Here is a 23,834-nt window from a genome sequence, read left to right as displayed (position 1 = left end):
AGAGGTAAAAAAGAAAATGAAAACCGCGCAAAGAATTTTGCTTACCGCGCTTACCATGTTCAATGAGCATGGAGAGAACACTGTAACTAGCGTTGATATAGCGGTGGAGTTGGACATTAGTCCGGGAAATTTGTATTACCACTTTAAGGGCAAGGACAGCCTTGTGACGGCATTAATGAAAATGCATGAACAACAAATGCAGAAAGTGCTTCGACGCGATAAGCTTGAAACGCTGCACGCTGAAGACATCATGTATTACCTGTATCTGCTTGTAGACAGTATTCACGTATTCCGATTTTTCTATCGCAGTCCAGCAGACCTAGCAGAAAAATATCCTTCTATTACGCGGCCGCGGGCTAATATTCAAAAGCAACTACGTGTTCAGTTAGCGTTTCTGTTTGACTCTTTAAGTCAGCGAAACGTCCTGGTAGCAAGCAAAGCAGACCGTACTCTGTTGGTTGATTTGGCCTTGCTTATAATTACGCAGTCGTGCCAATTTGATGAGCTAAACAATCACATGGATGATGAAATGCAGCGTTTTCACGCGCTGTCATTGATGATGGTCACTATTTTACCTAGGCTTACTTTGTCTGATAGTGAAAAGTCTTACCTTGAACATGTGCTTAAATCTCATGAGTTTGTAAAAGATTTTAAAACACAGTCGCCCCTTGATTTCGCTTAAAGGAATAAAAATGGCAAAAACGCTCAGTTTCTTAGATAAGTCGTTTTGGATCACCGAGTCTGATGAGAACCCGAAGCATGTGGCGTGTCTTCAGCTTCTCGCCATGCCAAAAGGCGCTGATAGCACGAAATATGTTCCTGAACTGTTTAATGAAATAAGAAGTTTCGCCCGCGCTACGTCGCCTTTTAATTGCGCAGTGAAAACGGTTTTGGGTTATCCCGTCGGTTTTGTGCCAGTTAAAAAATTGAATATGGATTATCACGTTCAAATCCACCGTGTGTCTGATGTAACAAATCGAGAAGCCCTTGATGCGTTTGTAGCAAGGCTGCATGCATCTCGGCTAGACCCAGATAAACCATTGTGGCAATACCATTTTATCTTTGACGATAACAGCGACACGTTCGCCATTTATGCGCGTGTTCACCATATGTATGGCGACGGCGCTACGCTTGTACGCTGGTTTCAGTCGGGATACGTGCCTTACTCTCACGACAGCAAGTTTACGCCCGTATGGGCAGTTAAGCGTTTACGACACAGAAAACGCGAGCCAGTCAGTATCGTTAAGCGGCTTTTAAGTATTGGTTATGCACTCAAAACGGCCCTTGACCTGCTTATTATCTTCTTGCGTATCTTCATGAAGTTACTTCGTGTGAATCCACACTATATGCCAATTCCATTTACCGGCACCAAAACCGTATTGACCGGACAGGTAAAAGCAGGTCGCGCTGTTGCAACTATGGATTTGGACTTTACTCGGGTAAAAGCGCTAGCAAGACGCACGCGCTCAACTGCCAATGAGGTGCTGTTGTGCGCCTTTGATATTGGCGTGCATAAGTTGCTACAAAATCATGGTCAGGTTTTTAAAAAGGCGCTTTTCACTAATATGCCAATTAATTTAAGAAAGCCCGGCGAGAAAACAACAGGGAACAAGATAGCGATTGTGCCGGTACAGCTTGCCCACGGCGAGACAGATCCATACTTAAGGCTACGACAAATTGTGGTTAACCACAGAATTGTGAAGCACGCAGCTCAGCACGCTAGGCCGGCTGCGTTTAGCGGATACACTATTGTTATTCAATCTTTAGCACTGGTATTTGAATGGCTTCGCTTATCGAATGTGGTTAAGCCAATTGCAAATATCTTGATATCAAACGTCCCTGGACCGACCGATACAAGGTATTTGAAAGACGCAGAGCTTCTGGCTTGTTATCCTATCTCTACCATGACACCTGGTGGTGGCGTAAATATTACTCTGATGACCTATGCTGGGACGGCTAATGTGGGTTTAGTTTGCTGTAATAAAAACATTGAGTCACTGCAACCGTTGGCGCGTTATGTATCAGAAGCATTTGATATGTTAGAGGCAAGTGTCGATAACCCAAGGCTTAACATCGAAGACATTGGCGAGCAAATTGAGGAAGTACCAGTTTCAATAGTCGCCGATAATTAGCCTAGAAACAATTTAAACAGCATTGGCTTTAGCCATCAGCCATTTTAATTTTGGTCAGTGTTAGAAGGGGCGGTTAAGTAAAAACGCAATACATTTTCTTCAACCCGCACCGATTTACCAAGCCTAGAGAACAGTACTTCGCGCCATTGTGACGCGCGCATGCTGTGGCTTAAGTCGTCAGGCGTAAACTGACTTGCTATCGCGTTGTGAATTTGTGGTTTGTGATAATCGAGTACCGCTTGTTTAGAACCACTGGTATAAAGCTGCAGATAATTCGCCGCGATATCTGATGTGCCAGCAGTCATTAGCGATAGTGCCGATCGTAATGGTTTACCAAGCAGCGTATTAACTTGCTTTGGGAAGAATTTACTGATGATAAACTGTGTGTCTTTGATAAGCGCGTAATCGTCATTAACCAAGGTAATGTTGTCGGTTGTTAAATCTTTCAAGAAGAGGGTGGCTTTTTCTCGATTGTAGCTTGGTGTAGCGCTAAGCGAAAAAATGACATGGGCACGATAAATCGTGCTTTTTGCTACTTCAACCTTCAAAGCGGCTAGGCATTGAATGCCAATGCGATTGTGCTTGTTGTTAAGGGTAACATTACCTTCTAGCACTGTAATTTTACCCGCGCCCACTGGAATATCGAAGTTAAATGTATAAGGGAACACATCTTTAACTAAGTCTTGTAGCTCTTGTCGTGTAAAGTCGTCATGAGTGAGCTTTCCCCACTTAACCAAAATTTGGGCAACGAAGACTTTTACACGTTCTTTAAAGGTTAATTCATTAGACAGCATGCTGTAGTTATTTTCTGGGCATAGCGAATAAACGTTAATAATGACCATAAACCCATAAGGTGTCGAGAGAAAAGCATGAATGTCTGCTTTCTTCTAGCTGGTTCGTTTTGACAACATTGCTCAAAGGGGGATGACCTTTATTACAGGGGCATTGCTTAAGCTTTTTGCCAGAAAACGGTTAAAAAGACATTAAAAAAGCACTAGATTTATTAAAAGTTACAAATAAAACAGTTCTCAAAATCATGTAATTTGTTAATCTGGTCGTACCACAACGTTTTATTAACATTTTTCTATTTCAGGGTATCTCGCTAAACCTGCTGTAAGGAGCTAACACAATGAGTGAAGTGCAAGGTAAATATGATTACATCATTGTTGGAGGTGGATCCGCAGGTGCGGTGCTTGCTACTCGTCTTTCAGAAAACCCGGCGGTGGATGTGTTATTACTAGAAGCAGGGTCCAAAGACTCTAACCCTTTCATTCACATACCGTTTGGCTTGTCGCTTCTCAGCCGTTTTGAAGGAATTGGCTGGGGCTACCACACGGCACCGCAGAAAGAGATGTATGATAGAGAATTATTTTGGCCGCGAGGAAAAACCTTAGGTGGAAGTAGCTCTGTAAATGCAATGTGCTATATCAGAGGGCAGCGAGAAGACTACGACCGTTGGGCGTTTGAAGAGGGCGCAAAGGGCTGGTCTTTTGACGAAGTATTACCTTATTTCAAACGTTCTGAGAACTTTGAAGGTGGGGCGGATGAATATCATGGCACAGGCGGGCCACTGAATGTAAGTAAGCTTCGTCATACTTGCGTGTTATCTGATGCTTTTGTAAATTCAGCCTCTCATGCTGGGTATAAAGAGCTAGATGATTTTAATCGCGATGAACGAGAAGGGCTTGGTTATTATCATGTAACTCAAGCCAATGGCCAGCGCTGTTCAACGGCTAAAGGCTATTTAACGCAAGCAAAACATCGCAATAACCTTACCGTGTTAACAAAAGTTGCAGCGGAAAAAGTACTGCTGAAAGAAGGACGTGCAATAGGTGTACAAGTAAGAGAAAAAGGCGCTGTAAACAGGTACTTTGCCACCAGCGAAGTTATTTTGTGTGGTGGCGCTATCAACTCGCCGCAATTACTTATGTTATCTGGCATAGGACCACGCGCTGAGCTTGAAGAAAAAGGTATTTTTGTACAGCAAGACTTGCCGGGAGTGGGAAAGAACCTTCAAGACCACCTAGATGCTATTGTTCAATTTACGTGTAAAGCGCGAGAAGGGTATGCCGTTGCCTTTGGCGCATTACCGTCTTATGTAAAAGCGACAGCAGATTATGCTTTTAAGCGAAAAGGCATTTTTTCTTCAAATATTGCAGAAGCTGGTGGCTTTGTAAGCTCAAGTTTAGCTACTCAGGGCCCTGACATTCAGTTTCACTTTTTGCCCGCCATTTTAAATGACCACGGCCGGCAGCTTGCCTTTGGTTATGGATATGGCCTTCATGTGTGCTGTTTGTATCCGAAAAGTCGCGGTACTATTTCGCTTCAAAGTAATCATCCGGCTGACCAAGCACTTATCGACCCTAATTATTTGTCTCATCCTGATGATCAAAAAGTGATGATTGACGGCGTGCGCATAGCAAGAAAAATACTTGCGGCACCAGAGTTTGAGCAGTTCCAAGGAACCGAACTTTACCCCGGTGCAGACGCTGAAAAGGATGAAGAAATTGTAGAGTTTCTGCGCGAGCGAAGTGAAACTATTTATCACCCCATTGGCACCTGCAAAATGGGTAGTGATGACGACCCAATGGCCGTGGTGAATAACGAGCTTAAAGTGCGAGGGATTGAAGGGCTGCGGGTGGTAGACGCGTCGGTAATGCCCAGTCTTATAGGTGGTAATACAAACGCGCCTACCATAATGATTGCTGAGCGAGCGGCGGAATTTATCAAAGCTACCCATGAAGGGCAGCCAGTACCCATTTAGTACCTATTTAATACCCGGTTATTTTGCTTCAGGTACACGCATAAAAAGGTCGGCAGCACAGTTACACATTTCCTCAATGTGGCTGCTGTCGGCGTAAATCCCATCAATAAGCAAGCGTGCAATTCCGTGTAGTGTTCCCCAAGTAACTTGGGCCAGTCGCAGCGCATCTTGGTTATCAGGAAGCAATCCTTTTTCCTGCCAATAGCGTGTCATGGTGACTTGAAACTGAAAACATGGAAAGGCTACATTTTTAAGGTCGTCAGTCGCCGCGTTATTTTGCCAAATAGTTCTACCGAACATTAATTCATACATTTCAGGGTTATCGGCAGCATAGCCAACGTATTCGTGTACAAACTCTCTAAATCGAGCTTGGGCGGTTTTCTGTTCTTGGTCGAATATACGGCTGGCAGCGCTGTGCCAGTCGCTAAAACCTTTGGCAGCGATAGCGCTCAACAGTGCGCTTTTATCTTTAAAATGATGGTAGGGCGCTGTTCGCGATACGCCTGCATCTTCTGCTAATTTTCGCAAAGACAAACTATCAACGCCATGTTCAGCCAAACGTTTGGTTGCCGCACTAAGTAATGCGCTTCGTAAGTCGCCATGGTGATAGCTTTGCGCTGCACTTGCCATATTCTGATACTAATTCCGTAAAAACATCTACATTTACTAAGTACTGCTGATTCTAACAAAATCAACAGCGCTTAGATTACTTTTTATCTTGACAGTGTCAACATAGCCTTTTATCTTGACGCTGTCTAGTTTGCAAAAATGTTAATAGGAAATCACCATGGAGACAGCGCAAACCATGAAGTACTCTACGCTAGAAGTAAAACAAGAAGAGCATATCGCTCATCTTATCCTAAATCGCCCTGATGCGATGAATAGCATGAACCCCGATTTTTGGACCGAATTTCCTGCAGCTATCAGAGCCATTGATGATACCGCTGAAGCGCGAGTGATTGTTATTTCCTCAACGGGTAAACACTTCTCTGCTGGCATGGACTTGTCGGTGTTTTTGAATATGAAGGAAGACTTCAAGGGTGACCCTTCTCGACGTGCCGAGCGTATGCGTAGAACTGTTATGTTGCTGCAAGACAGCTTTACCGCCATAGAGCAGGCCAGAATGCCGGTTATTGGCGCAGTGCAAGGCGGCGCTATTGGCGGGGCGGTAGATTTGCTTAGTGCATGCGACATCCGTTATTGCACAAAAGATGCGTTTTTCACCATTAAAGAAACCCAGCTAGGTATGACTGCTGACGTAGGCACGTTGCAGCGCTTGCCGAAGCTCATTCCTATTGGTGTTGTAAAAGAACTTGCATATACGGGACGCAACTTTGGTGCTGAAGAGTCTCGCGCTTTGGGCTTTGTGAATCAGGTTTTTGATGATCAGCAAAGTATGCTTGAAGGCGTAATGAAAATTGCGCAGCAAATTGCCGCTAATTCACCACTGGCGGTATCGGGCACTAAAACCATGATTAATTATGCCGCCGAGCATACCGTTAGTGAAAGTTTGAATTACATGGCAACGTGGCAAGCCGGTATGTTCCAAATGGAAGATGTTTTTAAAGCTATGGAAGCACAAAAAACGCAGCAACTACCCGATTACCCGCCGCTGTACGGCGCAGTGAAAAAAATGAATTCACAATAGCGACTAACGCCAAAAACATTATAGACACGAAAAAACGGTGTAGCGCCGCAATAACAGGCATGCGGCCTGCGCTTGTAAACTATTAATTTATTGAGATTGATAAAGCGTTTAAAGAGAATGCATAACATCTTTCTTTGAACATTGATTCAACGCTTTTCGAAGGGCTTTTTTAGGAATTTATCATGAACCAGACCGTGACTGATCATCCCGTATACCCACACTTATTCCGCCCACTTGATTTGGGCTTCACCACGTTAAAGAACCGCGTATTGATGGGTTCAATGCATACCGGTCTTGAAGAAATGCCAGATGGACACAAGCGTATGGCGGCATTTTACAGCGAGCGTGCACGAGGTGGTGTAGGGCTTATTGTTACCGGCGGTATTGGGCCCAATGAAGAGGGCGCTACTCATCCGTCAACATTTCGTTTAGATACAGATGAAGCGGTTGCAAATCATAAAGAAGTGACCGATGCCGTTCATATCGCGGGTGGTAAAATTTGCATGCAAATTCTGCACACTGGCCGCTATGCATATAGCCCTAAGTTGGTAGCACCGTCAGCGGTTCAGGCACCTATTAACCCCTTCAAACCTAAAGCATTAGAAGCTGATGAAATTGAAAAGCAAATTCAAGATTTCATCACCGCAGCAACACAAGCTCAACGAGCAGGTTATGATGGTGTTGAAATAATGGGTTCTGAAGGTTATTTCCTGAACCAGTTTATTGCGAAGCGCACTAACCACCGTGACGATGCGTGGGGGGGGGAATATGAAAATCGTATTCGTTTACCTATTGAAGTAGTGCGTCGCGTGCGTGAAGCCGTGGGTAAAAGCTTTATTATTATTTACCGCCTATCAATGCTTGATCTGGTTGAGGGAGGCTCAACCTACGAAGAAGTGGTGCAGCTGGGTAAAGAAATAGAAAAAGCGGGTGCGACTATCATCAACACCGGTATTGGCTGGCACGAGGCACGTATTCCTACTATTGCCACGAAAGTCCCCCGAGCTGCATTTACGTGGGTTACTGCAAAATTCCGAGAAGCCTTGTCTATTCCCGTGATCACATCAAACCGAATTAATACACCAGAAGTTGCCGAAGACGTGCTGGCTCGTGGCGATGCGGATATGGTATCTATGGCGCGCCCATTTTTGGCGGACCCTGATTTTGTGCGAAAAGCACAGCAAAACAAAGCCGACGAAATTAATACCTGTATTGGTTGTAATCAGGCCTGTCTTGACCACGTATTCGGCGGGAAGATGACAAGCTGTTTGGTGAACCCACGTGCCTGTCACGAACTTGAAATTAATATTGAACCCGCATCAACCAAGAAACGTGTTGCAGTGGTTGGCGCAGGGCCTGCAGGGCTAGCTGCCGCGGTTACGTCGGCGCAGCGCGGTCACGACGTTGTTATTTATGATGGGGCGAGTGAAATTGGCGGCCAATTTAATGTGGCTAAACAAATTCCAGGAAAAGAAGAGTTCTACGAAACTCTTCGCTATTTTGCGCGCCAAATCGAGCTTCATAAAAATATTACGCTTAAATTAAATACGTTTGTTGATGCTGCTGCGTTAAACGATGAAGGCTTTGATGAAGTAATGGTGGCAACGGGAATTAAGCCTCGCATGCCAGCCATTGAAGGTATTGAGCACGATAAAGTATTAACTTACCTTGAAGTGCTTAAAGAGAAAAAGCCTGTTGGTCAAAAGGTTGCCATTATTGGCGCCGGTGGTATTGGCTTTGATACAGCAGAATACTTATCACACGGTAAAGAGACGCCAAGTCAAGATATCCCAGCCTTTATGCGCGAGTGGGGTATTGATATGACGTTCTCTGCACGAGCGGGTATTGAAGGCGTTAAGCCGCAGCCAGAGCCTTCGCCGCGTGAAATTTTCTTGCTACAGCGTAAATCATCGAAAGTCGGTGCAGGCCTTGGTAAAACAACAGGGTGGGCACATCGTGCGGGTTTGTTGGCCAAGGGCGTGACCATGATCTCTGGCGTGTCGTACGACAAGATTGACGATGAAGGGTTGCATATTACGGTAGAAGGTAACCAGCAGGTACTTCCTGTAGACAATGTTATTATTTGTGCAGGCCAAGAGCCAATGCGTGACATTGTTGATGGGTTAAAAATGCCGTATCACTTGATCGGGGGCGCAGATGAAGCGCTTGAGCTTGATGCGAAGCGCGCTATTGATCAGGGCACGCGTATCTGTGCAGCTGTGTAATAGCTAACATTAAATACAAAAAGCACCGCAATTGCGGTGCTTTTTTTGTGTTGTTCTCTTACTCGTGGTTTAGACGTAAACGGTTTGAAGAATTAACGGTTTAAAGAATTAATGGCATTTAGAATTACTGCGTTAGGCGTTCGAACATTAAATCTAAGACCGCTTTTCAAGCCTTAACTCATTCGACTGCGGCAAAATAGAAAAGTCGAACTCTCCTAATACATTCATACCCAATAGGCCGTCAGTATCTGGTAAGGCTTCCTCGGGTAATACAATTGCCGAAACGTCGGTAAATTCATAACCAGCAAAATAAAACTGTGGTATTTTCACCAAAGGCGCTTCAATCGTTCCCGATGCAGTACGCACGTTGAAATTGCCAATAAACGTTAATCGCCTTGTTCTACCCAACCTAGCGTAAAGCCGCGAAGAAATTGCGGTTGTGCTAGCACCTGTATCTAAAATCATAACCGCTTTCTGATTCAGCGCTTTTGCATCTAAACGATATTGGTCGCCAACGCGCACAAGTGCCACCCGTGTCGAACCTGTATCTGTTGTGTCGCCTTGCATGTCGTTAAATTCTGTATCGCCAAACGTATCATCGTTTGTATCAGCTTCTGTATAAGCAATCGCCCTTATTGCTTGGGCTTGTGCATCGTCGAACGGCAGTGGAGCAAGCGCATCTTCCATTAACGTTTGCTTTCTTTGATGGGCATAGGCCCGCGCTAAATTTAGCGCATACTGCCGTGAATCTGGTACGCGCTGAAAAAGTGGCTCGTTGAGTTTTGCCAGCAGTTCCCATTGCTGATCTCGACTTAGCTGCTCTTGAGCTTGCTCATACAGTGTCGCTATTTTTTTACCTATCTCTTTAAGCGCATCAACTGACAAAGGCAGCTCGGCAAGGTCGTATAAATGGACAAGAGCAATACTTAATGGCTTATTTAGCCGAATCATTTCTGCTTCAAGTAATAACAAACGCTCATCAAAAGGAGATTGCTTTAACGCATTAGATAACTCAAGAGCCAAACGGTCGAATTGCCGCTTTTCAAGAAGCATTTCAAGTGAAGGGGTATTGCCGCCGGTTTCTGTTGTTTCAACCCTATTTGCACTGCGTCTATTGTTACTCAATTCACTAGAAGATGTGTGTTGAGCTTCTGTATTGCCAACAGGGGAGCTAACGCTAGCTGAAGGCGCGCTATTAGAACGTGCTTTGTTAGAAAGAAGCAAGCCATCACCAAATACATCGCTGTTACTTGTTGAATTCAACGCTGTCCACAGATAAACATTTACTGCCAGCGATAAACCAAGCAAAGCCATTAAAAGTATTGTTATCCATCTAGCCATTTACCATTCTCAACTAAGCGGTTTGATTGCGGTGAGAAATGCAGGCATCGCCATAAGCATTTTTGAACAGTTCTGGCATTCGTTTTGGCACACCGGTATCTAGGCTTACGCAAACAAACGTAGTCAGTGCATCAAACACCGTTTTTTTGCGCTCAGGGCAAATAAACTGAAACTGGCGTTTAAGTGTTAATCGGTCGTCGCAGTCAACAATCCATGTAGCGCACTTTAATTCATCGTCTACATGTGAGGGCAGGTGATAGTTCAACTCGTGACGCTTTATCACCATACCTCTGTTAAGGTCTTGGTAATCGGCAAAATGAAGACCTAAGGCGTTTGAGTGTGACCACGCCAATTTCTCTGCTTGTGCTAGATAAGCAACATTGTTTACATGCTTATAATGGTCAATATGCGTATGGTCTATTCGCCACGTTTTAATGAATGGAGATTCAAACATCCATGGAAGTGCGTCGTCGTTCACAGTAGGTCCTTTTTGCAATTAAACGTGAGGAAGAGGATTATCATCAGGTAGCGATAGCGTTGGCTCGAAAAGATTGTACATTAACGCTTTTTCTCGCTCGAGTACGGGTTGAATAAAGCTTTGCACATCGCCAATCGCTTTAAACGCATTAAACCCTCTTTCTAAAAATTCGTGTAATGCTAACACGCCAGCAAGTTTAGCGGGTCGACGAGATAACTTTATCAACATACCTATACCGGGAATTTTGACCACATCAGCAAGCTGGTCGCCCAAATGAGATATAATATCTATCTGATGTTGCCTGTCGTCTTGACGGCCAACATTACGATAAGCTTCTGCGTAGGTGTCTCTGGTAATGGGGGCATTGGGATAGTGCGAATTTAAGTACTGTGCCATGTCCATATCTAAGTTGAACGACAATGCATTTAGTGAAAGCGCGTCGTCCATTGCATTCATTGCTTTGTCGGGTAGCACTTTGGCGAGTTTGGGAATAACCCGCGCTATGTCAGCATCCCTTTGGCTGAAGTCTTTCGGGCCATAGAGCTCTTCAACAAAGAATGCCATGGCTTTTTGATAGCGCACCTGCTGCGCTAAATCGTCATGAGATACCAAAAGCCTTTCACACTGCCATTCTTGAAGCGCGTGGATCAGCGGCATTATGTTTAGCTTGAGCGCTAAGTCTCTAAGCGCGTTTACGCGGTGTATATGTTTAATAATAGCTTGTGCCAATTACAACGCTCCCATGTACAATGATTCCAACAACTTAGTTGAACATCTTTATACGCACCATAGCACGTATTTAGTGTTTTAAACGTACAAATAAATAAGTAATAACTACGCGTACCTCGCTTGTGTTTATCTTTTAAAGCTAAGCTACTTTACAAAAGTGGTTGGTGAAAGCGCTGCTATCAAGTGAGAAGTGTTATGTTACCTGATATACTGTGCGCGTTTTTTAATTCTATGTTTTTATGATAAACCGTAACGTTTAACGACCCACTCTAGAAGTATGACAAGTCTTTCTCAACAGCCACAAACTGGCGCACAGAAATTTGATAACGATGCCGATGTTCCAGTGCTTATCGCACTGTTTAACAGTACGTTTGAAGATTTTAATACACGTTTAGTTCTTGGTAATGATGTACCTGTTTATTTGCCAGCCAATGAGACCTGTAGTTTTCATCAAATCGTGTTTGCACACGGCTTTTTTTCTAGTGCATTACATGAAATTGCACATTGGTGTATTGCTGGAGAGGCCCGCCGATTACTAGAAGATTATGGATACTGGTATTGCCCTGATGGTCGCGATGCAAAGCAGCAGGCCAGTTTCGAGAAGGTTGAAATAAAGCCTCAAGCCATAGAGTGGGCGTTTACTGAAGCCGCGGGGCGACGCTTTCAGGTAAGCACCGATAATTTAAATGGTGCAGAGCCAGACCGTGAAGGCTTTACAAAAAACGTGGCGCAACAGCGCTCGCTCTACGAGCAGCACGGATACCCTGAACGCGCAGCGCGTTTTATCGCAGCGCTCGAAGCTACATTTTCAAATCGAACCCAGATTGGAGCCTCAGTCGCATGAGTAAACCTACTTTTCGCTTAGGTGTAATAGTAAACCCGTTCGCCGGTATAGGTGGAGCATTGGCGTTAAAAGGCAGCGATGGCAAGGACATTCGTGAAAAAGCGCTTGCCAGTGGTGCCGAGAAAAAAGCAAACGAAAAAATGGCGAAAGCCCTGAGCGTATTAGAAGCCCTGTCTGGGCAGTTTTTGGTTGTCACGGCGGCTGGCGAGATGGGTGAGGATGTGTGTAAATCTATGGGGTTCGAGCACGAGGTTATTTACTCTCCGCCTCAGGCACAAACAGAAGGTGAGGATTCAGAACGCGCAGCAAAGGCGTTGGTTGAGGCAAATGTAGACCTGCTATTATTCGCGGGAGGCGATGGTACTGCCCGCAACATTTGTAGTGTGGTAGGCAGTGCGGTTCCCGTACTTGGAGTACCCGCAGGGTGCAAAATTCATTCTGGGGTTTATTGCGTTTCACCATCGGCTGCCGGACACGTGGTTAGCCAAATGATTGCTGGCGAGTTGGTGAGTGAAATGGACGCTGAGGTTCGTGATATTGATGAAGACGCGTTCAGGCGCGGTAAAGTAATTGCAAAACACTACGGTGAAATGCGCGTGCCTGCTGAGCTTAGCTATGTGCAAGCGGTAAAAATGGGCGGTAAAGAAGATGAAGCCCTTGTGCTAGACGATATAGCCGCGTTTGTTAGTGAGTTGATGGAAGACGAGCCTGATACCTATTTTGTAATGGGGTCGGGGTCAACCGTTGGTGCAATTATGGAATACCTTGGCCTTGATAACACGTTACTTGGTGTAGATGTTGTTAAAGCCGGAGAGCTTGTTGCGACTGATGTTACTGCCCCCTCGCTTATTGAAATAACCCACGGTAGCCCATGTAAAGTCGTATTAACGGTAATAGGTGGGCAAGGCCATATTTTGGGGCGCGGGAATCAGCAGTTAAGCCCAGCGTTTATTCGCCAAATTGGCAAAGCAAATATGCTGGTTGTGGCTACCAAACAAAAAATTCAAGCCCTTGATGGACGCCCACTTCGCCTTGATTCCGGTGACGCTGAACTAGATGCCTCGCTCGCTGGTGCTTTTACCATCGTCACGGGCTACAAAGACAAAGTATTATATAACGCCGTATAGTGGGGAGGTTCTCACTTGTACGCACTGTTTTTAACATAAAAGGAGATAGGTTTGTTACCACCTGCTGCTGCACCACAAGAAGTGGTAAATGCGATTGCTAAAATTGAAGCTTCACTTGATGACGTCGTAAATCACGGTAGTGATGATGAGTTGTTTATAGCAAGTTATTTGCAGGGGCATTTTGCCGTTGAAGCCAGACAGTTAGAAATGCATGCCGATGCGTCGCTCACCCTTCTAGATGAAAAAATGATGGACAGCTTAAACAGCGCCTTTAACAACAAAGAGCTTGAAGGTGATGACGCCGCACAAGTAAAGCAATTATGGTCACGCCTTTTTAACGCTGCAAATTAAGCCATTCATATAACAAGAGCACACTTCTCACTGTCATATTTGTAGCGCGTTGAATACACGCGCTATTCACTTATTCGCTAATTGCGTTACGATACAAGCAACAAGTTTTTAACAAATTGCGAGTGAAGTAATGCTAAACCGTGCGTCTAAGCCCTTTGTAAAGCTAGTAGAGCGCTTCCTTCCAGACCCTTTTGTATTTGTTTTATTGCTCACGTTAATAACATTGGCTGCAGCTGTGGTTCTGCAGCAACAACCCGTGTTATCCGTTATTAGCGTTTGGGGCAATGGTTTTTGGGGCTTACTAACCTTTTCTATGCAGATGTTATTGGTACTGGTTACCGGTTTCATGCTTGCTTCAACACCGCTTATGAAAAAGTTGTTAGACAGTCTAGCAGCGTTGGGTAGTTCACCCGGCAAGGCGATTGTTTTAGTTACACTTGTGTCGCTAATGGCAAGCTGGATAAATTGGGGCTTTGGTTTAGTGGTGGGGGCGCTTTTTGCCAAAACCTTGGCAAAGCAAACGCGGGTAGACTATCGGTTGCTAGTCGCCAGTGCATATTCTGGTTTTGTAGTGTGGCATGGCGGTTTAGCAGGCTCGGTACCGCTCACTATTGCTACGCCGGGGCACTTCTCAGCAGACCAAATTGGCGTAGTATCAACGTCGCAAACTATTTTCAGTACCTTCAATTTAACGCTTTTAGCCATTTTGTTTGTGGTTATTCCGCTCGTTAACCGATTAATGCTGCCATCTGAAGACGACAGCGTTATTGTTGATACCAGTAAGCTAGAAGACCCAATACTTCAGAAAAGTGAAAGCGCTAGCCCTGCCGAAAAGCTTGAAAACAGCACGCCGCTTGCAATTTTGGTTGGGTTTGCCGGGCTGGCATATTTAATAAACTACTTCTTTAGTGGCGGCGGATTAAACCTAAACATTGTAAACACGCTTTTCCTGTTTCTGGCTATTGTGCTTCACGGTACACCAAAAAGTTTGCTGTTCAGCTTACAGCAAGCCATTCAGGGAGGTAGCGGTATTGTCATTCAGTTTCCTTTTTACGCCGGTATTATGGCTGTTATGGTGCAGTCCGGACTGGCACAAAGCATGTCTGAGGCGCTCATAAGCTTAGCGTCTGCCGATACGCTGGCAGTGTTTAGTTTTATAAGCGCGGGCATAGTGAATATCTTTGTGCCATCTGGCGGTGGGCAATGGGCAGTGCAGGCCCCGGTTGTATTACCGGCAGCATTGGAGCTTGGCGCCGACGTAAACAAAGTCGCAATGGCTGTAGCGTGGGGAGACGCTTGGACTAACCTAATACAACCGTTTTGGGCCTTACCTGTGCTCGCTATTGCAGGGCTTCGAGCCAAAGACATTATGGGCTACTGCTTAGTACAGCTGTTCATCACCGGCGTTATTATTTCTTTGGTGTTGCGCCTTATGTAGGTGCTTTTTGTAATTCGTCTTTTTTTGCATTGGAAAATATGCTCGATGGTAGACAAGCACACTCACACTTTTCATTTGAAGTGTTATGTTATAACATCGAGTGAATGTGAGTAAGCTTGTGAATTTGTGAAGAAGCAACTATGTCTACGTCAATTGTATTACCCGTTATAGTGCTATCAGGCTTCTTAGGCACTGGTAAAACAACAGTGCTCAATCATATCCTGACCAATCGCGAAGGCCTTGCGCTGCATCGCTCGTGCCCAGTTTCAGAAGGAGCAAAGAGGATGTTACTTACACTTGACCCAATGTAAACAGAATTCACTTTTTCCCGTTAGACTTTTGGAAGGCGCTATCAATTTTCTATGTGTGGTTCCCAATGCGATAGCGCTATTTTTTTCCGAAGCCTTTTTCTCTAGCCTTTTGCTCAAGCTTTTTTCTTTAAGGGCCTCCCTTCAGTTACCTGAGCAAAAACCTGCACAAAGCGGCATAAGTTGTCAAAAAGTGGCAAGCCTTTTCCGCCAAATCCTTCACTAATTAATTCAACTTAGTACCTTCGTTTGCATGTGTTTCACTGCTTTTTGTTACTTCTTGCTTTGTTATGGATGAGTTAGGCGAGGTGGAGCGTTTTTTGCATCCTAGCGCTTATTACAGTAAGTAAGCGCCGATTTTATGGCGAAAATGAATTCATAAGCGGAACAATAGCGATGACAAGTTTCCAACGTTTAAAAAGGTTTGGTGTGAATCAATGCACCAATATTACGTGCTGCATTAAGTACAGTATTGTTGTGCTTTTAGCAGTGGTACTTTCAGCCTGTTCATCGGCTGATGATTCGAAAAGTCAGCTTACTCAAACTAATTTATCTACCGTCTCTGCGCTTGGAAATATTGAATATTACACTTATTTACTCGCAAATGAGCTTTTCGCCGATGTAGGGCCGGCCACGCAATCGCGTTATGCGGTAGTGGGCTTTGTGCCGGCAGATTCACTTAAATACGACGCACAGCATCAGCACCCACTGATGCTGCTTGGGCATCAGCTAGAGCAAGGCATGATTACAGAGGCCACGAAAAGAGGCTTTTCTACTCAAGAATTTAAGTTGTCGAACGATATAATTGTAAATGACGAAAGCGACCGTATTTTAACGCGTAACATTGACCAACTTTCTTCAATAGAACGCGTCGATTTTTATATCACGGGCACAATGATACACCAAGAGTCTGGTGCGGTAGTGAATGCTCGTGTAATCAGTGCACGTACAAAGAACGTGGTAGCAGCAGCTACACGCTTTTTTCCAGCAGAATTATTTTGGCAGGAAGAAAAGGTCACTACGCGAAACGGTAAACTTTATAGAACCGAAGGTATGAGGTAATAATATGAAAAATCAGCGTCTTAATTCAGCATTCATACTGTCGGTTTGTGCTTTATCGCTTAACGGTTGCTCAATGATGATGGGCGAAGAAGAAATGGCTGAGCAGCAGCCAACGCGTCCGGTCATGAACGTTATTGATGTAACGGCTGAAGACAGAACGCCAGTTACAGCAACATCATCCGACGAAACTCAACCTCGCGGTATGGATGCGTACGGTGCTATTGGTCAGCCGCCGCTATATTCAAGTGTGCAAGGCGCTTACAAAGGGCGACCGCTTACCAAGCATATTGGCGACTACGTTAAGAACATGACGCAAGATCTTATTGCTAACATGGAATACGTAAACGACAAAACCCCCATTGGCGTTACCCACTTTGCACTGCTAGATACAAATCTTCAGCAAACTGACTTGCTTGGCCGACAAATGGCTGAATCTTTTGTCCATGAATTACACAAATTCCGTGTACCGGTTATCGACTTTAAAGCTACCGAATATATTCGTATCACCGAAGACGGTGACTTTGTATTGAGTAGAGATTATTTAGAGCTTAGCAGCAGCTTGCCAATTGAATACGTACTTACTGGCACCATGACCAAGCATCAAGGTGGCGTATTAGTTAATGCACGTATTCTTGGAATGCAGTCGCGTGCCGTGGTTGCAAGTGCACAAATGTTAGTACCGTTTTATGTGGTTGATGCGCTTATTCCAAGTGATGGTAGCGAACAAAATGGTATGCGCGATGGCGTTAAGCTAAGCCGAGGCTAAGGGGTAGGTATGCGTAAACTATGTACCATTAAGCCATCCAACATAAAACGTAGCTACATTAATCGATTGGCGGCTTTGTTGAATATCAAATACGTCGCCGTACTAGCTGGCGCAGTTTTGCTAAGTGGCTGCACAACGACCGATTCAATTGGGTCGTTTTGGTTAGGCGAGAGTGGTGAAATTAGGCACGATGCCGAGCCTGTACCTGTGCCAAGTCGCTCAGGCCTAGAATACACCCCTGACTCTAGAGACCGAGAGTATCAGCAGCACGTAGCGGTGGAGCCTGGTTATAAAGACCCTCTTCATACCGGCTTTTTCCCCTCTCAAACGCACAAACGTTTGAACGACTACGCATCGCAGCTTGCCATGGAATTGATGGAGAATGCCACGCGCCTTACCCATCAAGACCGGGTTGGCGTTGCCAGTTTTGTACGTTTAAATCAGTCGCTAAACGACAGCACGGTATTAGGAAATCAGCTTTCTGAATATCTTATTGCCGAGCTTCAAGACTTTGGGTTAGCTATTGTCGACTTCAAACTGGCAGGTGGCATTACACTTACGCCAGTTGGTGACTTTGTACTTACTCGAAACGGCGAGAAGCTTGCTAAGCAGGTAGAAATGGACCACGTAGTTACCGGCACTATTATTGAAGATGACAGAGGCGTGCGAGTAAACGCGCGCATTGTTTCACTTACCGGTAAACAGGTAGTGGCAAGCGCCAATGTTTTTATCCCCGCATTTGTTGTAATGGATTTAAACAAAGTCGCGGGCTTGCCTCGCCAGTAAACCTGCAAGCCTGCTAAACCATGTTTCCTACTCACCGCGAATAGCTTGTCGGGTCATAAAACGGCTTGTATTCACCGCATTTAGTAGGTCGTTATTAAGCGGTAATGGCTCGTTACATAAACTGCTCACTAATACTTCGGCCATCAACGGGGCAGTAGTCAGCCCTCTAGAGCCTAAACACGTTAGCGTAGATACATAGCTGCTCGGTAACAGTGGCGACTGCTGTAATGGTTTACCTTGCCCTAAGTCGCTGTATTCGTCTTTTAGCACATCAAAGTTGTGTAAAGCGCCTACAACTGGCTGATGATCAGGAGAGCCTAAACGCGTCGCGGCTCGGGCTTCACCATCATGCTTTAATTCTGCCAATAAAGACGTGTTTTCCAATGCTTGCTCATGGGTAAGCAAGTTTGTATGTGTTTCTTCCTCTCTTACCACCGTTGATAAGTCATTTTTTACGTACGTCGAACCAAGCGCGTGGCGTTGGTTCATGGCAGGGGTCATGTAGCCTTTGTGACATAACACCGTGTTTAAAGCTGAAATAGGAGCTTGCGTAGGAATGGCTTCTACCTGACCGCGAACAGGGCGAAGTGGAAGCGAAGCAAAAACATCTGAAGTAACAGCACCAGCACCAAGCGCCAATATTAAATGGTTTGCGCATAGCGTAACCTGCGAAGAGGCGTCTGCAACAGCATCTTCCTGTCCACTCTTTGCTTTGGCCTGCTTGTTTATAGTGGGAGCAGTATCAGTGTCAGAACCAACCTCGAATGAAATGTGAAGTGTTTTATTCTTGCTAGTGTCACTTTGACTCACTTCAGTGTGACCAATATAGCGATGATTCGTTTTTACTTCTAAAAGCCCTGTTGCTTCAGCCTGCGCAATCATTGCGCTTACAAGTGAGGGTGGTGAAAGCCAACCACCTTGTTCAATCCACAGCCCTGAATAGGGCAAACTAAGGTTTGCTTTTTGGCTTACTTCGTTTTCGTCTATTAAGCGCACTAACGCGTCGGGCCAAATTTCTGAAGCGCCTAATTTGGTTTGTCGTGCGGCTACTTTTTCGTTGAAGCTTAATTGAATAACGCCGCAAAAAGCATGTGGTATGTCAGGCTGATAACGCAAAACATCGTCATAACACTGCCTGGCATACAAAAAACTGTGCGCTTGAATACGGCTAGCAATACTTGCTTCGCTGTGAAGCTGAGGATAAAAACCACCTTGAGGGTTACCAGAAGCGCCTGTAGCAGGTGTGTGGCCATCAAAACACAAGGTGGTTTTTATACCGCGTTTTACTAACGATAAACACGTACTTGCTGCTCCAAGCCCAGACCCAACTACAACCACAGTGTCTGTATTCACATTTACTTTGTTTGAATATCGGTAATAAGGCCCTTGAGGGGCGCGTAGCTTTGTAGGCACATGCTCGTTGGCGTCATCAAATACGCCAGTCAGCATGTCGCGTTTGCGGCCAAAACCGTTTCGCTTTTTAATGGTAAAGCCCACAGCTGCAAGGCCTCGCTTAACAATACCTGCGGCAGTAAAAGTACCAAATGTGGTACCTGATTTTGACAATCTAGCCATTTGTGAGAACAGTGCATCTGTCCACATATCTGGATTTTTACTTGGGGCAAAACCATCTAAAAACCACGCGTCTATTAAGCCATTTTGCGGGCAGTGCCATTGAGGCAGCAACTCATGTACATCACCCATCCACAAATCTAACGTGGTTGAATATTCAGGGAAATCCAGTCTATGACAACCCTCTAGCCCCATAGGGTATTTGGCACTTAACGCATCAGCTTCTTGCTTTAATGCTGGAAAAGCTGACAGCGCCCTTTGCATATCGTGCTGAGGAAGCGGAAACTTTTCAGTAGTAATAAAAAATAATTGTTTGAGCGGGTGTTTAGGGTTCGCTGCCTTAAACGCGTTAAAGGCATGCATAGCAACCAAGAAATTCAGCCCAGTGCCAAACCCTGTTTCGGCAATAACAAAAGTTGGCTTTTCCCACATTAACCAACGCGAGGTGAGGTCGTTGCCCTCTATAAATACATGTTGGGTTTCATCAATACCACTGTCGTTTGAAAAATAAACGTCATCGAAATGTGTGGCCACAGGTGTACCGCTGTCGTTAAATTCAACCTGTGCATGTTTAGATTTCACTCGAGTGTTGTCTCCGTCGTTTTTAATTATCTTAACAATCAATAAAGGGGGGAACGCACTTACAAGTGTAGAATTGCGTCATGAGTAACAACTTGATTAGCCTTCATGCCGCCCACAGTAAACCAGCCACCATCAATGTTCAGTAAACCTCTATGGTCCATTGTACTGTGCTTAGACGAACGGACAGACCACGTACCCTTGGCAATATTATACGACCAAATGGCATTGTCTGGCTCAGCAGGTTTTCCGTTGTAGCCCATGCCGTTGTAATTGTAAGGGTTTGTCGACCCTCCAACAAAATGTACAAGCTTTTGTTCAGCGTCGCCGGCACTGGCCATTCTATATCGTGCTTGCTGAGTTGGATGAGGGATAACACGCCAGTCAATCTTTGTTGGATTTTTTATGTTTATTTCACCTCGAAAGCAGGCGGTTTCTGCGGCAAAAGAGCGACGCTTGTTCTCATGTGGGACAACAGAAACACCGTCACAAATTACCATGATGTTGTCTACGATCCCGCCAGCATGACCAAAAACAGGCTTACCTAAAAACGGACTTGCTTGCTGCCACGTGTTTTCAACTGTGTCGTATATTTGAACTAGGTTTACATTACCATCGTTATGCCAGCCTGACACAAGATACACGTAGCGCGATTCATAAACTAACGCTACTGCGTCATCAACCGGAACGGGCATGGATGCAAGACGAGAATACGTGGCGTATAACGGATCGTACTTGTACACGTCTGGCGTACTTATTTCACTGTGATCACTGGCAACGGTATAGCCGCCAAAAAGATATGCTGCCTGGTTTACACCTACTGCTACAGACGCTAACCGCCCTTTAAGCGATAAACTTGAAGGTACGTCGGGTATTACCTGCCACTGACCTGATACACCGTCTTCGATTTTCAATTGCCATGCTTTGTTGTGTACGTCGTGATGCGTTTTACCTTTAAATAACCCCATAAAACTGAACACAAACTGCGTGTCATTAATCTTTAACGTTGCTACTGCATTGTTTGTTGAAGCTTGTGGAAGTGGAGGCAATGAGAGCGCTGTTGTGATCTCTTTAGCCACAAGCGTTTTGCATGCTATCGTGGCTAGCAAAAACGAACTAAAACAGAAACGTTTGCAGAAATTTAATAAGAACATTGTTGTTAGGTTATCCGTGTAGGCTCTCGTTTGTAAAAAGCGTAGTGTGTAATAAACGCTCTGGGTAGTTATATAAACGCTCTGGGTAGTTATATAAACGCTCTAGGCAGTTATATAAACGCTCTGGGCAGTTATACATACGTTCTAGGCAGTTATGTGAATAATAACACGGGCAAATGTCACTATGTAACGCTCTAATTGGAATCGTACTTTCGATAGTTCAAAACAACATAGTTTGAATCGCGTGATTTAGATCTATTTGGGATGTTTTGTTTGTTGCGCTCGCTGAATTGATTTAAATTGCTTACAAGTGTACGCTGAGTTTGTGCGTAAAAGTAATTTCGCAACAATAACATAGCGTAAACGGCACCGAAGATTTCGAAAGTTGTTATCAACATAAAGTGCTCAAAGCAGACCACTTTACCAATCAAAATCGTTACCATAAGCCGCAATAACGCAAAGGATAAACTATGAGAAGAGCAGTTATCACCGGTCTTGGCATCGTATCAAGTATCGGCGTGAATAAAGAAGACGTACTTGCTTCATTGAAAGCGGGTAAATCAGGAATTACATTTTCAGAGCAATTCGCAGAAATGGGTCTACGCAGTCAAGTGTGGGGCAATATCGACATTGATTTGAAAGAGCACATCGACAGAAAAGCAATGCGCTTTATGGGCGATGCCGCCGGTTATGCTTATGTGGCTATGCAGCAAGCAATTAGCGACTCGGGCCTTGAAGAAAAAGACATTTCAAACGAGCGTACGGGTATTATTGCTGGCTCTGGTGGCGCATCATCTGAGAACCAAGTATTGTCAGCCGATGTGTTACGAGAGAAGGGCGTAAAACGCGTTGGACCTTACATGGTACCTCGTTGTATGGCGTCTACCGTTTCTGCTTGTTTAGCAACGCCATTTAAAATTCGTGGCGTTAACTATTCCATTGCCTCAGCATGTGCTACTAGTGCTCACTGTATTGGTAACGCACTAGAGCTTATTCAGCTTGGTAAACAGGATGTTGTCTTTGCCGGCGGCGGCGAGGAACTGCATTGGTCTTTGTCTAGTCAGTTTGACGCAATGGGAGCACTAAGCTCAAAGTACAACGACAACCCAGCTGTTGCTTCACGTACCTACGACGCAGCCCGTGACGGCTTTGTAAGCTCTGGCGGTGGCGGTATGGTTGTGGTTGAAGAACTAGAACATGCTCTTGCTCGTGGCGCAAAAATTTACGGTGAAGTAGTGGGCTACGGCGCAACGTCAGACGGTTTTGATATGGTGGCTCCGTCGGGTGAAGGCGCAATTCGCTGTATGAAGATGGCAATGCAGAATGTAAATGGTCCTATTGATTACTTAAATACACACGGCACATCAACGCCGGTGGGCGACGTAAAAGAACTCGCTGCTATTCAAGAAGTGTTTGGGCAATCTGGAGTACCAATTAGCGCAACTAAGTCGCTGACAGGTCATGCGCTTGGCGCAGCCGGTGTGAATGAAGCCATTTATAGCTTACTCATGATGGAAAATAATTTCATTGCGCCGTCTATTAATATCGATACGTTGGACGAAGCAGCACAAGGGTTAGATATTGTCACTCAAGCGCGCGAGACGCAGCTAAATACTATTATGTCTAATAGCTTTGGCTTCGGCGGTACTAACGCAACACTTGTTATGCAGCGTTATAACGGCTAATTCTAAGAAGAGTTAAACAAAAGCGCATTGCTTGGCTGCAATGCGCTTTTTTTATGTTTTTTATTCATCATCAAAAAGCTAGAACTGATAGCGACTAAAAAGTGCATCAGGAGCGCCTATGGTTATCTTTCCGTAGTGAAGGGTTATCAGTCCTTCTTTTTGCAGTTCACCTAATAACTGGTTCACGGTTTGTCTGCTGCTATTTATCATTTGCGCCAAGGACTCTTGCGACAGTGTTAATGTTATAGCGTCGTGCTTTGGTAATTGTTGGCCATAGCTGGTGGTTAACATCAGTAGGCGCTTTACCAACTGATGCTTCAAGCTTAGCCCTGCACTTGAGTCTATAAATTGAAACGCGCTACGCACGCGAGTACACAACAATCGCGTAAAATGCGGGTACAGCTCAGGGTATTGTGAGAGCAGTGTTTTAAAAACAGGCTTCTGGATAATGGCAACGGTACAAGGGGTTTCACAAAAATTATCGTGGGTGCGGGGCAGGTCATCAAACATTGATATTTCGCCAAACCAAGTACCAGGCCCTAAAAGTGCAAACAGCATCTCTCTGCCATCTAATCCTACCGATACAACGCGCAATCTTCCCTCGCAAACACCATAAAAACCAACGCCCTCCTCACCTTTTGCGTGAAGCTGTTGGCCAGCTTTTAAATACTTTAGTCGCATTTTATCAAGCATTGCATCTTGTAAATAGGCTGGGATATCGCTGAACCAGATTGAGCTTGTAAGGACTGCTTTGAAGTCTTTCATTTAACAAATTGCTAACATTGTCGTGTTTACGACAGTGTATAGCAGTTTCAGCGAGTAATGTAGCCTTATTACAAGCGTGA

General features: G+C 44.9%; 21 protein-coding genes and 1 pseudogene. 14 read left to right on the top strand and 8 right to left on the bottom strand.

All coding sequences use genetic code 11. From position 1 onward, the window contains the following. Nucleotides 1-16: 16 nt before the first annotated feature. Together ACGHAV_RS13730 and ACGHAV_RS13725 are read left to right on the top strand one after the other, a co-directional pair. The gene (locus tag ACGHAV_RS13730) at nucleotides 17-682 is read left to right on the top strand and encodes a TetR/AcrR family transcriptional regulator (protein WP_390381726.1); all 666 of its coding nucleotides are present in this window, start codon (nucleotides 17-19) and stop codon (nucleotides 680-682) included. 10 nt (nucleotides 683-692) lie between these two features. Then, on the top strand, nucleotides 693-2,132 hold the full coding sequence (locus ACGHAV_RS13725; RefSeq protein ID WP_390381724.1) for a wax ester/triacylglycerol synthase domain-containing protein: 1,440 nt from the start codon (nucleotides 693-695) through the stop codon (nucleotides 2,130-2,132). 44 nt (nucleotides 2,133-2,176) lie between these two features. Here the strand turns inward: ACGHAV_RS13725 and ACGHAV_RS13720 are convergent, their stop codons facing one another. Further along, entirely contained in the window at nucleotides 2,177-2,974 is a 798-nt protein-coding gene (locus tag ACGHAV_RS13720) for a DUF1439 domain-containing protein (protein ID WP_390381721.1), read from the bottom strand. 287 nt (nucleotides 2,975-3,261) lie between these two features. Between ACGHAV_RS13720 and ACGHAV_RS13715 the strand changes: the two genes are divergently transcribed. Beyond that, nucleotides 3,262-4,896 carry a GMC family oxidoreductase gene (locus ACGHAV_RS13715; protein ID WP_390381719.1) on the top strand — a complete coding sequence of 545 codons (1,635 nt, stop codon included), beginning with the start codon at nucleotides 3,262-3,264 and terminating at the stop codon, nucleotides 4,894-4,896. A gap of 18 nt (nucleotides 4,897-4,914) precedes the next feature. On the opposite strand, the gene ACGHAV_RS13710 is transcribed toward ACGHAV_RS13715, so the two are convergent. Beyond that, nucleotides 4,915-5,526: a TetR/AcrR family transcriptional regulator gene (locus ACGHAV_RS13710; protein WP_390381716.1), complete on the bottom strand. Its 612-nt coding sequence runs from the start codon at nucleotides 5,524-5,526 to the stop codon at nucleotides 4,915-4,917. A 175-nt stretch (nucleotides 5,527-5,701) separates the two neighbouring features. Here ACGHAV_RS13710 and ACGHAV_RS13705 point away from each other — a divergent pair, with 175 nt between their 5' ends. Both ACGHAV_RS13705 and ACGHAV_RS13700 read left to right on the top strand, forming a co-directional pair. Next, entirely contained in the window at nucleotides 5,702-6,544 is an 843-nt protein-coding gene (locus ACGHAV_RS13705; protein WP_390381869.1) for a crotonase/enoyl-CoA hydratase family protein, read from the top strand. A gap of 182 nt (nucleotides 6,545-6,726) precedes the next feature. Continuing rightward, nucleotides 6,727-8,769 (top strand): FAD-dependent oxidoreductase, encoded by a 2,043-nt coding sequence (locus tag ACGHAV_RS13700; protein ID WP_390381713.1) that lies wholly within the window; start codon nucleotides 6,727-6,729, stop codon nucleotides 8,767-8,769. A 153-nt stretch (nucleotides 8,770-8,922) separates the two neighbouring features. Here the strand turns inward: ACGHAV_RS13700 and ACGHAV_RS13695 are convergent, their stop codons facing one another. The 3 genes from ACGHAV_RS13695 to ACGHAV_RS13685 are packed head-to-tail and all read right to left on the bottom strand — an operon-like array spanning nucleotide 8,923 to nucleotide 11,317. Further along, entirely contained in the window at nucleotides 8,923-10,110 is a 1,188-nt protein-coding gene (locus ACGHAV_RS13695; RefSeq protein WP_390381710.1) for a TIGR02281 family clan AA aspartic protease, read from the bottom strand. A 13-nt stretch (nucleotides 10,111-10,123) separates the two neighbouring features. Then, nucleotides 10,124-10,564, bottom strand: a complete 441-nt coding sequence (locus ACGHAV_RS13690) for an acyl-CoA thioesterase (protein WP_390381867.1) — start codon at nucleotides 10,562-10,564, stop codon at nucleotides 10,124-10,126. A gap of 42 nt (nucleotides 10,565-10,606) precedes the next feature. After that, entirely contained in the window at nucleotides 10,607-11,317 is a 711-nt protein-coding gene (locus ACGHAV_RS13685; RefSeq protein WP_390381707.1) for a hypothetical protein, read from the bottom strand. 277 nt (nucleotides 11,318-11,594) lie between these two features. On the opposite strand from ACGHAV_RS13685, the gene ACGHAV_RS13680 reads away from it, so the two are divergent. The 8 genes and pseudogenes from ACGHAV_RS13680 to ACGHAV_RS13645 all read left to right on the top strand — a co-directional run bounded on the left by ACGHAV_RS13680 (nucleotide 11,595) and on the right by ACGHAV_RS13645 (nucleotide 17,999). Beyond that, nucleotides 11,595-12,161 (top strand): elongation factor P hydroxylase, encoded by a 567-nt coding sequence (locus ACGHAV_RS13680; RefSeq protein WP_390381704.1) that lies wholly within the window; start codon nucleotides 11,595-11,597, stop codon nucleotides 12,159-12,161. Continuing rightward, entirely contained in the window at nucleotides 12,158-13,288 is a 1,131-nt protein-coding gene (locus ACGHAV_RS13675) for an ATP-NAD kinase family protein (RefSeq protein WP_390381701.1), read from the top strand. The genes ACGHAV_RS13680 and ACGHAV_RS13675 overlap by 4 nt, the downstream gene beginning before the upstream one ends. 51 nt (nucleotides 13,289-13,339) lie before the next feature. Then, nucleotides 13,340-13,639, top strand: a complete 300-nt coding sequence (locus tag ACGHAV_RS13670) for a YfcL family protein (protein WP_390381699.1) — start codon at nucleotides 13,340-13,342, stop codon at nucleotides 13,637-13,639. A 130-nt stretch (nucleotides 13,640-13,769) separates the two neighbouring features. Beyond that, the gene (locus ACGHAV_RS13665; RefSeq protein ID WP_390381697.1) at nucleotides 13,770-15,077 is read left to right on the top strand and encodes a short-chain fatty acid transporter; all 1,308 of its coding nucleotides are present in this window, start codon (nucleotides 13,770-13,772) and stop codon (nucleotides 15,075-15,077) included. Nucleotides 15,078-15,217: 140 nt separating this feature from the next. Continuing rightward, nucleotides 15,218-15,319, top strand: a pseudogene (locus tag ACGHAV_RS13660) (GTP-binding protein); the annotation flags it as partial. A gap of 462 nt (nucleotides 15,320-15,781) precedes the next feature. Continuing rightward, nucleotides 15,782-16,447, top strand: a complete 666-nt coding sequence (locus tag ACGHAV_RS13655) for a FlgO family outer membrane protein (protein ID WP_390381694.1) — start codon at nucleotides 15,782-15,784, stop codon at nucleotides 16,445-16,447. A 4-nt stretch (nucleotides 16,448-16,451) separates the two neighbouring features. Beyond that, nucleotides 16,452-17,213 carry a FlgO family outer membrane protein gene (locus tag ACGHAV_RS13650; protein WP_390381691.1) on the top strand — a complete coding sequence of 254 codons (762 nt, stop codon included), beginning with the start codon at nucleotides 16,452-16,454 and terminating at the stop codon, nucleotides 17,211-17,213. Between the two features lie 9 nt (nucleotides 17,214-17,222). Then, on the top strand, nucleotides 17,223-17,999 hold the full coding sequence (locus tag ACGHAV_RS13645; protein WP_390381688.1) for a FlgO family outer membrane protein: 777 nt from the start codon (nucleotides 17,223-17,225) through the stop codon (nucleotides 17,997-17,999). Between the two features lie 27 nt (nucleotides 18,000-18,026). On the opposite strand, the gene mnmC is transcribed toward ACGHAV_RS13645, so the two are convergent. Beyond that, nucleotides 18,027-20,153, bottom strand: a complete 2,127-nt coding sequence (mnmC, locus tag ACGHAV_RS13640) for an FAD-dependent 5-carboxymethylaminomethyl-2-thiouridine(34) oxidoreductase MnmC (protein WP_390381685.1) — start codon at nucleotides 20,151-20,153, stop codon at nucleotides 18,027-18,029. Between the two features lie 59 nt (nucleotides 20,154-20,212). Then, nucleotides 20,213-21,229, bottom strand: coding sequence for a Kelch repeat-containing protein (locus ACGHAV_RS13635; protein ID WP_390381682.1), 1,017 nt, complete (start codon nucleotides 21,227-21,229; stop codon nucleotides 20,213-20,215). A 545-nt stretch (nucleotides 21,230-21,774) separates the two neighbouring features. Here ACGHAV_RS13635 and fabB point away from each other — a divergent pair. After that, entirely contained in the window at nucleotides 21,775-22,989 is a 1,215-nt protein-coding gene (gene fabB, locus ACGHAV_RS13630; protein ID WP_334014828.1) for a beta-ketoacyl-ACP synthase I, read from the top strand. A 78-nt stretch (nucleotides 22,990-23,067) separates the two neighbouring features. Here fabB and ACGHAV_RS13625 read toward each other — a convergent pair whose 3' ends face one another. Next, nucleotides 23,068-23,754 carry a Crp/Fnr family transcriptional regulator gene (locus ACGHAV_RS13625; RefSeq protein WP_390381679.1) on the bottom strand — a complete coding sequence of 229 codons (687 nt, stop codon included), beginning with the start codon at nucleotides 23,752-23,754 and terminating at the stop codon, nucleotides 23,068-23,070. Nucleotides 23,755-23,834 lie beyond the last annotated feature (80 nt).

The organism is Alteromonas sp. MTD1 (assembly GCF_042848195.1).
Classification (GTDB): domain Bacteria; phylum Pseudomonadota; class Gammaproteobacteria; order Enterobacterales; family Alteromonadaceae; genus Alteromonas.
This window is presented reverse-complemented; position numbering and strand designations above follow the sequence as displayed.

Bases quoted from the DNA above. Each gene is read 5' to 3' on its own strand.
- ACGHAV_RS13730 (WP_390381726.1), top strand. From the start codon at position 17: ATGAAAACCGCGCAAAGAATTTTGCTTACCGCGCTTACCATGTTCAAT.
- ACGHAV_RS13725 (WP_390381724.1), top strand. From the start codon at position 693: ATGGCAAAAACGCTCAGTTTCTTAGATAAGTCGTTTTGGATCACCGAG.
- ACGHAV_RS13720 (WP_390381721.1), bottom strand. From the start codon at position 2,974: ATGGTCATTATTAACGTTTATTCGCTATGCCCAGAAAATAACTACAGC.
- ACGHAV_RS13715 (WP_390381719.1), top strand. From the start codon at position 3,262: ATGAGTGAAGTGCAAGGTAAATATGATTACATCATTGTTGGAGGTGGA.
- ACGHAV_RS13710 (WP_390381716.1), bottom strand. From the start codon at position 5,526: ATGGCAAGTGCAGCGCAAAGCTATCACCATGGCGACTTACGAAGCGCA.
- ACGHAV_RS13705 (WP_390381869.1), top strand. From the start codon at position 5,702: ATGAAGTACTCTACGCTAGAAGTAAAACAAGAAGAGCATATCGCTCAT.
- ACGHAV_RS13700 (WP_390381713.1), top strand. From the start codon at position 6,727: ATGAACCAGACCGTGACTGATCATCCCGTATACCCACACTTATTCCGC.
- ACGHAV_RS13695 (WP_390381710.1), bottom strand. From the start codon at position 10,110: ATGGCTAGATGGATAACAATACTTTTAATGGCTTTGCTTGGTTTATCG.
- ACGHAV_RS13690 (WP_390381867.1), bottom strand. From the start codon at position 10,564: ATGTTTGAATCTCCATTCATTAAAACGTGGCGAATAGACCATACGCAT.
- ACGHAV_RS13680 (WP_390381704.1), top strand. From the start codon at position 11,595: ATGACAAGTCTTTCTCAACAGCCACAAACTGGCGCACAGAAATTTGAT.
- ACGHAV_RS13675 (WP_390381701.1), top strand. From the start codon at position 12,158: ATGAGTAAACCTACTTTTCGCTTAGGTGTAATAGTAAACCCGTTCGCC.
- ACGHAV_RS13665 (WP_390381697.1), top strand. From the start codon at position 13,770: ATGCTAAACCGTGCGTCTAAGCCCTTTGTAAAGCTAGTAGAGCGCTTC.
- ACGHAV_RS13655 (WP_390381694.1), top strand. From the start codon at position 15,782: ATGACAAGTTTCCAACGTTTAAAAAGGTTTGGTGTGAATCAATGCACC.
- ACGHAV_RS13650 (WP_390381691.1), top strand. From the start codon at position 16,452: ATGAAAAATCAGCGTCTTAATTCAGCATTCATACTGTCGGTTTGTGCT.
- ACGHAV_RS13645 (WP_390381688.1), top strand. From the start codon at position 17,223: ATGCGTAAACTATGTACCATTAAGCCATCCAACATAAAACGTAGCTAC.
- fabB (WP_334014828.1), top strand. From the start codon at position 21,775: ATGAGAAGAGCAGTTATCACCGGTCTTGGCATCGTATCAAGTATCGGC.
- ACGHAV_RS13625 (WP_390381679.1), bottom strand. From the start codon at position 23,754: ATGAAAGACTTCAAAGCAGTCCTTACAAGCTCAATCTGGTTCAGCGAT.